10 protein-coding genes are annotated in these 12,276 nt (G+C 65.1%); 2 read left to right on the top strand and 8 right to left on the bottom strand.

What is annotated here, in order from left to right:
* Positions 1-83: 83 nt before the first annotated feature.
* From CV770_RS19055 to mobB, 7 genes are all read right to left on the bottom strand, one after another.
* Positions 84-365 (bottom strand): hypothetical protein, encoded by a 282-nt coding sequence (locus tag CV770_RS19055; protein ID WP_091956255.1) that lies wholly within the window; start codon positions 363-365, stop codon positions 84-86.
* Positions 366-452: 87 nt separating this feature from the next.
* Positions 453-2,105, bottom strand: coding sequence for an OFA family MFS transporter (locus CV770_RS19050; RefSeq protein WP_091956256.1), 1,653 nt, complete (start codon positions 2,103-2,105; stop codon positions 453-455).
* A gap of 345 nt (positions 2,106-2,450) precedes the next feature.
* Positions 2,451-4,475: a sensor histidine kinase gene (locus CV770_RS19045; RefSeq protein WP_104463395.1), complete on the bottom strand. Its 2,025-nt coding sequence runs from the start codon at positions 4,473-4,475 to the stop codon at positions 2,451-2,453.
* The gene (locus CV770_RS19040; RefSeq protein WP_104463423.1) at positions 4,468-5,901 is read right to left on the bottom strand and encodes a sigma-54-dependent transcriptional regulator; all 1,434 of its coding nucleotides are present in this window, start codon (positions 5,899-5,901) and stop codon (positions 4,468-4,470) included. Before CV770_RS19040 ends, CV770_RS19045 begins: the two co-directional genes overlap by 8 nt.
* A 241-nt stretch (positions 5,902-6,142) precedes the next feature.
* The gene (locus tag CV770_RS19030) at positions 6,143-6,376 is read right to left on the bottom strand and encodes a sulfurtransferase TusA family protein (protein ID WP_091956259.1); all 234 of its coding nucleotides are present in this window, start codon (positions 6,374-6,376) and stop codon (positions 6,143-6,145) included.
* A 45-nt stretch (positions 6,377-6,421) separates the two neighbouring features.
* Positions 6,422-7,678 (bottom strand): molybdopterin molybdotransferase MoeA, encoded by a 1,257-nt coding sequence (locus CV770_RS19025; protein WP_104463394.1) that lies wholly within the window; start codon positions 7,676-7,678, stop codon positions 6,422-6,424.
* Positions 7,679-7,687: 9 nt separating this feature from the next.
* Complete coding sequence (gene mobB / locus CV770_RS19020; protein WP_104463393.1) at positions 7,688-8,215, bottom strand: molybdopterin-guanine dinucleotide biosynthesis protein B; 528 nt, start codon at positions 8,213-8,215, stop codon at positions 7,688-7,690.
* 211 nt (positions 8,216-8,426) lie between these two features.
* Here mobB and fdhD point away from each other — a divergent pair, with 211 nt between their 5' ends.
* Both fdhD and mobA read left to right on the top strand, forming a co-directional pair.
* Complete coding sequence (gene fdhD / locus CV770_RS19015) at positions 8,427-9,317, top strand: formate dehydrogenase accessory sulfurtransferase FdhD (protein WP_104463392.1); 891 nt, start codon at positions 8,427-8,429, stop codon at positions 9,315-9,317.
* Positions 9,307-9,939, top strand: coding sequence for a molybdenum cofactor guanylyltransferase MobA (gene mobA, locus CV770_RS19010; protein WP_502693603.1), 633 nt, complete (start codon positions 9,307-9,309; stop codon positions 9,937-9,939). Before fdhD ends, mobA begins: the two co-directional genes overlap by 11 nt.
* A 386-nt stretch (positions 9,940-10,325) precedes the next feature.
* Here mobA and CV770_RS19000 read toward each other — a convergent pair whose 3' ends face one another.
* Complete coding sequence (locus tag CV770_RS19000; protein ID WP_245453791.1) at positions 10,326-12,275, bottom strand: molybdopterin biosynthesis protein; 1,950 nt, start codon at positions 12,273-12,275, stop codon at positions 10,326-10,328.
* Position 12,276 lies beyond the last annotated feature (1 nt).

Raw genomic sequence — 12,276 nt, 5'->3', positions numbered from 1 at the left:
GGCTTCCCATGCTGCGATAGCGAAGTCGTATCAAGCTCCATTCGAGGCAGTGGGTGCTCCGCCAAGACTCGGATGCTGACGGGTCAGCTTTTGCCCATGCACTCCTCGATATAGAACCAGCGATCGTCGCCCGCGAGGCCCTTGGCCTTCACGTCCTTGCGGCACTCCTTAAGCTTCGGCTTGTTGGCGATCCACTTGGCCTTCATGTCCTTGAGCTTCTGCGCGGTCAGCTTGATCTTGCCGGGCTTGGCCTCGGTCGCGGCGGGCGGCGTTGCGGCCGGTGTAGCGGCGGTCTGCGCGGATGCGGATTGCAGGGCGCCGGCAACGAGCAGCATGGCGGCGACACAAACGAGTTTACGAACCATCGAATTCCCCCAGGGGTGATTTTGAACTCTCGAAATGAGCGGCGGGAGCGCGCGCATGGCGCGCTCCCGCACGCGATGAATGGGCGATCAGAATATCTTGACCGCGCTCTCCAGCGTCTTCCAGACACCCCAAGCCAAGGGAACGCCGACGAAGGCCCAGAATAGCGCCGCCTTGGCGTCGAGCCCGCCAAATCCGATGCCATAGGAGCCGTGCGGCCCCGCGGCAGCGGCGCTGGCGCTCGCCGCCTGCAACTTGGCGACGTCGGCCTCCTTCATGTGCCACTTCGAATCGACCGGCTTGATCAGATAGTTGCAGATCAGGCCCGCGATCAGCATCGCGCACAGGATGTACATGGTCGTGTTGTAGAGCTGGTCGCGCGGCACGCCGGCCGCGAGCTGGAACTCGCGGATGTAGTTCACGACAACCGGGCCGATGATGCCGGCCGTCGACCACGCCGTCAGCAGCCGGCCATGGATGGCGCCGACGAACTGGGTACCGAACATGTCGGCGAGATAGGCCGGCACGGTGGCGAAGCCACCGCCATACATCGACAGGATGATGCCGAAGCCGAGCACGAACAGCAGCTTCGAGCCCATCGCCGCGAAGGTCGGCGCCAGTGCGTAGAGCACGATGCCGAGGATGAAGAAGGTGTAATAGGTGTTCTTGCGCCCGATCTTGTCAGACAGCGACGCCCAGAAGAAACGGCCGCCGATGTTGAACAGCGACAGCAATCCGGCGAAGCCGGCGGCGATCGCCGCGATCTGCGCCTTCTGCCCGGCATCGAGCGCGTTGAAACCGACGTCGGGCAGGCCGATCAGCTTGCCGCCGAATATCTCCTGGAGCATCGGCGAGGCCATGCCGATCACGCCGATACCCGCCGACACATTGAGGCAGAGCACCCACCAGATCAGCCAGAACTGCGGGGTCTTGTGCGCGTCGTTGAGATGGACGTTGTTCTTCGAGATCATCGCGTTGGCCTTGACCGGCGGGGTCCAGCCCTCGGGCTGCCAGCCGGGCGGCGGCAGGCGATAGCGGAATGCGCCGATCATCATGAACACGAAGTAGATGACGCCCATCGCGACGAAGGTCTCCCAGACGCCGACCGAACTCGGGGTCTTGAAATAGTTCATCAGCAGGTTCGCCAGCGGCGCGCCGATCATGGCGCCGCCGCCGAAGCCCATGATGGCCATGCCGGTCGCCATGCCGCGGCGGTCCGGGAACCACTTCACCAGCGTCGACACCGGCGAGATGTAGCCAAGGCCGAGGCCGACGCCGCCGATCACGCCCGATCCCAGCCACAACAGCCACAGCTGATGGGTGTAGACGCCGATCGCACCGAGGAAGAGTCCGCCGCACCAGCACAGCGCCGAGACGAAGCCGGCCTTGCGCGGACCCACTCGCTCCAGCCAGCCACCCCACACCGCCGCGGCAATGCCGAGCAGCACGAAGAACAGCGTGTACATCCATCCCATGCTGGCGACCTTCCAGTCGCAGCTAGTCGTGAACAGTTCCTGCAACAGTGAAATGTCGCCGCAGGTCTTCGGCGCGGTCACGCCGATCGCGCGCGACAGCGGCAGCCAGAACACCGAGAAGCCGTAGGCCATGCCGATGCAGAGGTGGATGCACAGCGCCGCCGGTGGCACCAGCCAGCGATTGAAGCCGGCGGTCGCGATCGTGCGTTCACGATCGAGGAAGCCGGAAGCACCAACCGGTGCAAGAACGGTATCGGCAGTCGTCATAAGCATTCCCTCCCAAGCGCGGCCTTGCCGGCACATCGGTTTGAGACCGGTCGTGTGCGTGCTTGTCAGCCGCGCATGACAGGTCGGACTTCATTCATGCCGAAGTGGAATCGTCTGGTGCGCATCCGTCTTGTGCGCCGAGCAAGCAACTGATCGCGGGCGATGTCCCTTCGCCTCGCAAGCAGCGTTGCCGTGACGGCTATCGCGCCCTCGTCCCCCTCAACACCCTGTCTTGAGAAGAGCAACGCGCGTGCCAGAAGTCGCATCGTGACGATTCAACGACTTCCCGCAGCGCAACGTGCCGCGCCGGACAGAATGTCCTGAATCCAAGGACAAAATGTCCAATCAGGTCGCTTCGGGCAGCCACATCGTGAAGGTGCTCCCGGAACCGAGGTGGCTTTCGGCCGTGATCTGTCCGCCCTGGCGCTTGATCAGCGTCTGGCTGATGGAGAGGCCCAGTCCGGTGCCTTGCCGCCGTTTCGTGGTGTAGAAGGGGTCGAAAATCTTTTCGATCACGTCTGCGCTCATGCCGATGCCGGTATCAGTGACCTCGATGGCGACGCCTTGATGGCCGTCGCGCTCGGCATCGAAGGAGCGGAGCGTCAGGGTTCCGCCGTCCGGCATGGCGTGGATCGCGTTGACGATGAGATTGACCAGGACCTGCTGCAGCTCGTTCCGGTTCATCAGCACGAGCCGGCTGGCGCGGTCGTGCCTGACCACGGCGATCTCGGTCTTGTTCAGAAGATGCTGCACCAGCGGCAAGCAATCGGAGATGACGCTTGTCGGCGCATGGCGCTCGACATAGCCGGCATATTCCTCCGGCCTTGCAAACTGCAACAGCTTGGTCACGATCTGGCTGATGCGGTGAATCTGCTCGTCGAGCAGGCGAAACTCGACCTTCGCCTTGTCGGCATCGGCCCCGAACACGCTGCGGATGACGTCGAGATTGCCCTGCATCACGGCGATCGGATTGTTGATTTCGTGCGCAACGCCGGCGGTGATCTCGCCGATCGCAGCCAGCTTCTCGGACATGATGAGTTGCTTGGTGGTTGCCTCGAGCTTGAGATTGGCGTGCTCGAGGTCCCGGGTGCGCTCCAGCACGCGGACGTTCAGTTCCTCATTCCACTCCCGGAGCTGTCGGTCGCGTTCCTGGATCTGGTCGAGCAGGCTGTCGAGATGAACCGCGACGCGGCCGATCTCGTCACCCAACACCGGCATCTTGGTGCGGGCGGAGAGGTTCCCGCGCTCCACCTCGCCGATCGTCGCCGTGACGCGCTCCAGCGGCATGAAGATGGAGGTCGCCCAGCGCAGGAAGATCGGTACGGTCGCGGCGGTGATCGCGATGAACGCTGCGATGATGATCACCAACGTCTGGTATTTGGCTTCGCTGAACGGCTTCTCCAGAAAGCCGACATAGAGCATGCCGACCCGCTTGCCATAACTGTCGACCAGCGGCTCGTAAGCGGAGATGTACCAGTCATTGACCACGAAAGCGCTGTCGAGCCAGGTGTGCCCCTCGCCCAGCACGGCCGAGCGCACCGCCGCCGACACGCGCGTGCCGAGCGCGCGCCGTCCCTCGAACAGACGGACGTTGGTCGATATCCGCACGTCGTCCAGGAACAGCGTCGCGGTGCCCTGGCTGCCCTCCGGCAGGCTCGCCGCGCGGTAGACGAGATCGTTGATCGTGTCGATGAATTCGAGGTTCTGGTTGAGCAGCGTGCCGCCGACCAGCGCAGCGGCACCCCCGTCAGGCAGCATCGCCCGGCTCGCCGCGTGCACGACCATGCCGCGCGTCTCCGTGCTGCGGTCGGTCGGCACCGCATTCGGGGTCGGCACGAGGTCCAATCGCGCGCGCTCGGCCAGGGCCGGCGAAATTGCGGCCAGCTCGTCATTGCCGAAAATATCGACGCCGGTCGCAGGGACCTGACCCGACAGCGCCGACATGATGATCGGCCAGTCGCCTCTCGGTTGATGCTGCAGCGGGGGCGATGAGGCCAGAATGTCGCCGCGATCGTTGGTCAGGTACAGGAAATCGAGACCGATCTCCTTGCGGGTCTCGTCGAGCAGGTCCTGCAGCGAGCCGCGCGCATCCGGCGCCAGCACCTCCTGGAAGCGGGCCGACAGGCCGAGCGCCCGGATCTGGACGCCGGTCTTTTCCAGGATGCGGGCGAGATATTGATGGGCGATGGTGAGATCGCCATTCACCTTGGAGATCAGGGCCGCGTCGAATTTCGCGTTCCAGCGATAGATTGCAACGCCGAGCAGGAGCGGCAGGATGACCAGCATCGGCAGCAGAGCGATCGCGAGCAGCCGGAAGCGAACGGAGCGTCCCCGCACGAGATCACCGCTGCGGCGGGCACCATCAGACATCCCATAACGCGCATTTGCGGTCGATGGTCTTGCGCGAGATACCGAGGCGCCGAGCCGCCTCCTCGCGATTGCCATTGACCTCCTTCAGCACGCCGAGGATGTGACGTCGCTCAAGCTCGGCGAGACTGTCGGCAGGCGCCGACTGACCGTCGTTGCGGGGACCGGCGAAATCGTCGGGGAAGGCGCCGAGGATCAGCGTACGCTCGATCAAATTGCGCAGCTCGCGCACATTGCCCGGCCAGTCATAGCTTGCGAGCGCCGCCCGCACCGAGGCGTCGATCGGCACCGGCGGCATGCCGAGCTGAGTCGACAGCTTGCTCATGAAGATGGCGGCAAGCTCCTGCACGTCATCGCCGCGATCCTTCAGGAGCGGGAGGTGGATCTGCATCACGTTGAGCCGGTAGAACAGATCGGCTCGGAAGCGGCCCTTCTCGACCTCTTTCTGAAGCTCGGCATTGGTTGCGAAGATGAAGCGCAGGTCGACCGGAACTTCACGCTCGGAGCCAACCGGACGGACGCGGCGGTCTTCGAGCACGCGAAGCAGCTTGCTCTGCATCGGCAGCGGCAGCTCCCCGATCTCGTCGAGGAACAGCGTGCCGCCATGCGCATACAGGAACAAGCCCTCACGCCCCGAATCGGCGCCGGTGAAGGCGCCTTTGATGTGCCCGAACAGCTCCGCCTCGATCATCTCGGGCGGGATCGCCGCGCAATTCACGGGCACGAAGGGCTTGTCGGCGCGGTCGGACAACGAGTGGATCGAGCGTGCTGCCACTTCCTTGCCGGTGCCGGATGCGCCGGTGAGGAGAACCGAGGTCGGCAGGCGTGCGACGCGCGCGATGGTCTCACGCACGCGCAACGTCGCGGCCGATTGTCCGATCAGATTGTCGCGCAGAAAGGTGCGGTCGGACGAGGCACGCAGGGCGTAGCGCAGGACATAGTTCTCGCGCTGGAGGCGGACACGGTCGAGGCATCGCGCCACCGCGTTGAGGATCTGGTTGGAGCGGAACGGCTTGAGCACGAAATCGGCCGCACCGGCGCGCAGGGCCTGGATCGCGGTGTCGAGGTCGGCATAAGCGGTGATCAGGATGGCGTCGGCGAAAAAGCCGACGGCGCGCTGCTCGGCGAGCCAATCGACGCCGTTCTTGCCTGGCATGATGTTGTCGAGAATGACGACGTCGTAGCGGTTGGAATCGAGCTTGCGCGAGGCCTGGTCGGTATCGGCCGCCTCGTCCACCAGCTTGCAGCGCGGTCCAAGCGTGCGCACCAGGAAATTGCGCATGCCCGGCTCGTCGTCGACGATCAGGATGGAGGCCTGCGCGAGCGCGCCGAACTCCGGCCCTGCGGCCGTCTTGCCGGGCTTGACGGCAGGCTCGCGGCCCGCCGCGGGACCTGCGGCAGCGCCTGCCCTCGATGTTGAGAAAGTCATGCCCGACGTCTTTGAGAGTCTTGGATTTGAGGGAGTCTTGGGATTGAGGGTCTTGGGTTTGCGGGTCTTGGGTTTGCGGGTCTTGGGTTTGCGGGTCTTGGGTTTGCGGGTCTTGGGTTTGAGAGTCTTGGGTTTGAGCTCATCCACGGCACCAATCGGCGCCTTCGCATTGCAGCGAAGTTCCGGCCGTGTCCCGCACAGGCAACATAGTCAAACGTCGCCGCCGTGAATATTCGCCTTTCTACGGGGCGTCGCTCTTTTCGACCAGGAACACGATGCGCGCCTCGTTGCGCTCGGTGATCTCGACCTTGTCGCCGGTCTCGCGGATCAGGTTCGGAATGTCAATCACCGACAAGGGATCGGTGCAGTGGACCTCGAGCTGATCGCCCGGCTGTAACGGCTTCAACGCCTTGCGCGTCTTCAGGGCGGGCAGCGGACATTTCAGTCCGGTGAGATCGAGCGTCATTCTGGTCATGGGCGCAACATGGCGGGACCGATCGATGGCGTCAACGCAAGGCCGCTAGAGCAGATCGGCGTAGGACAAAAAGCCTACGTTTTGTCCTGGCTCGACGCCCGTGACGCTCTCACCGAGCTCGACGAGACCGTCGGTCTCGACCAGCGAGGACAACAGCCCGGCCCCTTCGCGCGGGAACTTCACCGCCTCCAGCGTGCCGTCCTGCGCCCGCCGCAAGGAGACGCGAACATATTCGCGCCGGCCCACCTTCTTCTTGTAGGTGAAAGCCGCCCGCAGGGGGATCGGCAGAAGCGGCTCCGGCAGGCCACCGGCGAGCGCCAGCACCGTCGGTCGCACCACATGGACGAAGGTGACGAAGCTCGCGACGGGATTGCCGGGCAATCCGATCAGCGGCGTGCCGTCGATGATACCCATTGCCACGGGACGGCCAGGCTTGATCGCCATCCGCCACAACACCAGCGAGCCGATGCTCTCGACCGCCGCCTTGACGTGGTCCTCCTCGCCGGTCGAGACGCCGCCGGTGGTGAGGATCAGGTCATGATCACCGGCCACCTGCTTCAAGCCATTCGCGAGCGAAGTCCGCTCGTCGCGCAAGATGCCGAGATCACTGACCTCGCAGCCGAGCCGGCGCAGCATCGCCATCAGCATGAAGCGGTTGGAATCGAACAATTGCGAGGCCGCGCGCGGCTCGCCGGGCGAGGCCAACTCGTCACCGGTCGAGAACACCGCAACGCGAATGCGCCTGATGACGTCGAGACTGACAAGACCGAACGCGGCGGCGAGCGCGACATGCTGCGGCCGCAAGCGCTGGCCGGCGCGCAGCGCAATGTGCCCCTTCGGGATGTCCTCGCCCGCGGGGCGGACATTGGCGCCGGGCTTCAGCCCCGGCGGCAGCACGATCTTGCCGTCATCGTCGATGCGAACGTCCTCCTGCATGAAGACGGTTTCTGCATCCGGCGGCATCGGCGCGCCCGTGAAAATGCGCGCGGTGTGGCCGGGCTTGATCGGCGCCTGTGCGAGGCCGCCAGCCTGGATGCGGCCATCGAGCGGGAACGCCCGCTCCGCGCTTTCAGGAATGTCGCCGTTGCGCACGGCATAGCCGTCGACGGCCGAGTTGGTGAAGGGCGGCAGCGGCAGGGGCGCTGCAACATCGCGCGCCAGCACGCGCCCGTCCGCGTCGACCAGCGCCACCGTCTCCAGATCGGCGATCGCGTTGACGCGCGTCGTGATCAGGCCGACGGCCTCGTCGACCGACATCATCGGGCCGCCGAAGGCAAAGCAATCGTCCGACAGTTGCGCCATGGTGCCTCGTCAGCGCATCGCAGCGCTTCTAGCGACCGCTTCCTCGACCGGCATCGCCGCGCGCAGCATCAATGATGCGGCTGCCGCGATATCGTCGAGATGGACAGTCGGCAGCTTGGTGTCAATGGCGGTGTCGGCCGCGATCCCGGCAATCCCCGGATCGTCGGGAAACAGCAACGGCTTGCCGTTCGCCGCGCGATGCACCTCGATCTTGCGATGCGGCTCACGCTTGAAGCCCTCGACCACGACGAGATCGACCGCGGAAAGCTTGCTTAGGAGCTCTGGCAGCCGCGGCTCCGCCGCCCCGCGCAATTCGTGCATCAGGGCCCAGCGGTTTGACGACGCAACCAGCACCTCGGCCGCGCCGGCTTCGCGATGGCGCCAGGAATCCTTGCCGGGCACATCGACGTCGAACTGGTGATGCGCATGCTTGATGACCGAGACGCGCAGCCCTTGCGCGTTGAAATGCGGGATCAGCCGCGTCAACAGCGTGGTCTTGCCCGCACCGCTCCAGCCTGCAAGGCCGATGACTTTCATTCCAGCTCCGTCTCCGCGAGCGACTTGGTTTTGGTGGAACCGCTATCCCTCCCCGTCATTGCGAGCGCAGCAAGGCAATCCAGACTGCTTCCACGGTGGCACTCTGGATTGCTTCGTCGCTTCGCTCCTCGCAATGACGAACGGAGGCATTTCGTTTTCCGTCAGCATGCTTATATCGGCTTGACCCGAATGTCATGCTAACCTCGCCACCATGATGAAGATCGACAAAGCCCCCGTGCCCCTGATCGTCCCTGACACGGCCGACCCGCGCCTGACCCAGAGCGTGACCGGGACCGACCAGACCGGCGCCAGGGTCGAGATCAAGGTGCCGATGGAGCGGCCGCTGACGCTCTACCTGAATTCCCAGGAGATCGTCACCATGATGACGATCGGCGATTACCCCGAATATCTGGCGCTCGGCTACCTGCTGAACCAGAACATGCTGAAATATAATGACGTGGTCACGGAGGTCGAATACGACGACGACCTCCAGGTGGTCGTGGTGCGCACCACGCACCACACCAATTTCGAGGCCAAGCTAAAGAAGCGCACGCAGACCTCGGGCTGTGCGCAGGGCACCGCCTTCGGCGATCTGCTCGAGGCGGTCGAAAGCGTCGCACTGCCGAAGGCCGAGCTGCGCACCTCCTGGCTGTACCAGATGACGCAGACCATCAACACCATGCCCTCGCTCTATCTGGAGGCCGGGGCGATCCACGGCTGTGTGCTGTGCAAGGAAGGCACCCCGCTCTGCTACACTGAAGACGTCGGCCGCCATAACGCCGTCGACAAGATCGCGGGCTGGATGTACCGCCACGGCGTCGACGCTAGCGACAAGATCCTCTACACCACGGGGCGGCTCACCTCGGAGATGGTGATCAAGACGGTCCGCATGGGCATTCCGATCCTGGTGTCGCGCTCCGGCTTCACCGCCTGGGGCGTCGATCTCGCAAGACAGGTCGGGCTGACGCTGGTCGGACGCACCCGCGGCAAGCGCTTCATCGTCCTCGCGGGCGAGGAACGCATCGTCTACGACCAGGACCTCGCTTACGTCGAGGAAGAGTCGGCGAAGCACAAGCGCAAGGGTGAAGCTGGTGACGACTGACATTCTGCCGACGCAAGGCGTGCTGCTCGCCGGCGGCCTGGCGCGGCGCATGGGTGGTGGCGACAAGCCGATGCGCACCATCGGCGGCCGCACCATCCTGGCGCGCGTGATCGCGCGCCTTTCGCCCCAGTGCAGCGGACTGATCCTCAACGCGAACGGCGATCCCGCGCGTTTCGCCGCGTTCGGCCTGCAAGTCGTCGCCGACGACGTGCCCGGCTTTCCCGGTCCGCTCGCCGGCATCCTCGCCGCGCTCGACTGGACTGCGGCGAACCGGCCGGGCATCGAATGGGTGCTCAGCGCCGCCGGCGACTGCCCGTTCCTGCCGCGCGATCTGGTCGCGCGCCTGCATGAAGCGCGGAGCCAAGAGAACGCCCAGCTCGCGGTCGCGGCATCAGGCGAGCAGTCGCATCCCGTGATCGGCCTGTGGCGCGTCGCCTTGCGCGACGAGCTCAGGCACGCGCTGGTCGTCGAGGACCTCCGCAAGATCGACCGCTGGACCGCGCGCTATCCACTCGCAACGGTGACGTGGCCGACCGAGCCGCTAGATCCGTTCTTCAACGCCAATACGGTCGAGGATATCGCCGAGGCGGAACGACTGGCAGCGCTGGATGATGCATCCTGAGGCATTGCCTGTTCATGGCCTTGAGCTCCTGGCTATGAACCGGACCTAAGAAGCGAACGACCAATGATTGGGACGTTGCCCCGGATGAGCCATGACCGACTCTCTCTTGGAAGTCATTTTCGATGTTGTCGATATCGCGTTCGATGTTTCGGACGCAATCGATCGCACAAAGCAGCTGAGCAAGCCTGACACCGTCGAAGTCCCGCCGGACCCGAAACCGTTGCCGGCCGCCGCCCAGCGTGCGCTCGCCGAGGAACGGGAGCGCAAACGCAGTCAGTCCGATCAAGCCGCCAGCAGCACCGACCAGGCATCGTCGCTGCAGATCCAGCCGGTATCATCCGCTCCTTCAGCCGGATATTTGATGCGCGAGGTCTTCTGCACCGTCGCTACGCAGGCCGGAATCCGACGCGCTCCAGTGCGGCGCGGGCCTCGTTCGAGCCAAGCGCATCGAGAAACGCCTGCACCGCCGGCCGGTCTTTGCGCGCCGTGACCAGCGCAAAGTCATAATGCTCTTCCGCGAACGGAATGAAACCGAGGCCGGCCGCTTGGGCGACCGGCGCAATGGTCATGCCCCAGTCGGCACGGTGCTGCGCAACAGCTGCCGCGACTGCATTGTGCGACCGCGGCTGATTCCAGTAGCCTTCCGGGCGCGCGCCACCTAGCAAGCGGTCGATCAGGATGCGCGTGCCGGCGCCCTGGTTGCGGTTGACCATGATGCAGGCGGGATCAGCGAGAGCAGCGGCGACGGCCTCCTTCGCACCGAGGCCCTCGAAACGCCTGTCGCCCTTGCGGAAGACGATGCCTTGCATCCGCCGCCAGCCCGGCACGAGCTCGAGGCCCTCGACGAGATAGGGCGAATTGTACGTCTCGCTCTTGTCATCGAACAGATGGATCGGCGCGAAATCACATTCGCCGCGCCTTGCGGCCGCGAGTCCGCCGAGGCTGCCGACCGCGATCGAGCGCACTGTCAGGCCGGCATGCGCGAGCTGTGCGGTGACGAGATCGAGGCCGCTGCAGTGGCTGCCGACGATGACGAGATCGGGCACGCGCACATGCGGCGTGAACAGCGTCACCTCGGCTTCGGTCCCGGCCGGCATCTGGTCGGCGAGCGCGTCGATGCGCAAAAAGCCGTCGGCCTGCGCGAAGGACGTGATCGCGCCAGATCCCTTGCCGGAGGGGTAGGCAATCAGGCCGTCCCTGCCCTCGACCAGCGACACCATGACGAATTCGGTGCGGCCGAGCTCGGACGCAATGCGCACCGGCACGGTCGCGTTCACCTTGGCATCCGAGCGCGGCGGCAAGCCGGCCAGCTTGCGCAGCACCGGCACGATCATGTCGTGGAAGGTAAACATCGCCGAGGTCGGAAAGCCCGGCAGGATCACCACCGGCTTGCCGTCGCACACCGCAAGGCACAACGGCTTGCCAGGCTTGAGCGCAACGCCATGCGCGATGATGCCGGGCTGGCCGAGCCGGCCGATGATGCGATGGGACAAGTCGCCCGCGCCTTTCGAGGTGCCGCCCGACAGGACCAGCATGTCGGACTCGGCGAGCGCGCGGCGCATGGCGGATTCGAGTTTCGCCTCGTCGTCCGGAATGGCGCCGAGGAAGATCGCCTCGCCGCCATTCTCGTCGATCGCGGCGGCGACGATGGCGCCGTTGGTATCGTAGATCGCGGCGGGCGGAAGAGTCCCGCCGGGCTGAACCAGTTCGTCACCGGTGGAGATCACCGCAACCCGCGGCTTGCGCGCGACGGTCACCTCGGCAATGCCGCAAGCCGCGAGCATACCGATCTCGCGCGAGCCGATGATCGTGCCGGCACGCAGCAGCGCCTCGCCGCGCGCAATGTCGGATCCGGCGTACGACACGAATTGTCCCGGCGAGACGGCACGGCGGACGTCGATTGCATCGGATCCAACCGGCTGGGTGTGCTCGACCATGACGACCGCGTCGGCGCCACGCGGCAACGGACCGCCGGTGGCGATCGGGGTTGCGGTTCCCGCCGCCACTTGCATCCTTGGCGCGGTGCCGCAGTGGATGGTCTCGCAGTTCAGCGTGAGGCGCCGAGGAGCGCCTTCGCCAGCCGCCGCAAGGTCGGCCGAGCGCACGGCAAAACCGTCGACATTGGAGCGATCAAAAGGGGGAACGTCGATCGGCGCGGTGATGTCTTCAGCGAGAGCCACGCCGAGCGCATCGCCGAGCTTGCGCTTTTCGCTCGGAACGGCGCGCGGGAACAACGCGGCCTGGAAGCGCGCCAAGGCCTCCTCGCGCGAGAGGATCTTGAGGAACTGCTCTTGTTCGAGCGCGCTGCGGATTTGCGATTGCGGGTTCATCGACATG

It is taken from the genome of Bradyrhizobium sp. AC87j1 (assembly GCF_002936975.1).
GTDB classification, from domain to species: domain Bacteria; phylum Pseudomonadota; class Alphaproteobacteria; order Rhizobiales; family Xanthobacteraceae; genus Bradyrhizobium; species Bradyrhizobium shewense.
The sequence above is the reverse complement of the archived record's forward strand: the minus strand, read 5'-3'. Positions and strand labels throughout refer to the sequence as shown.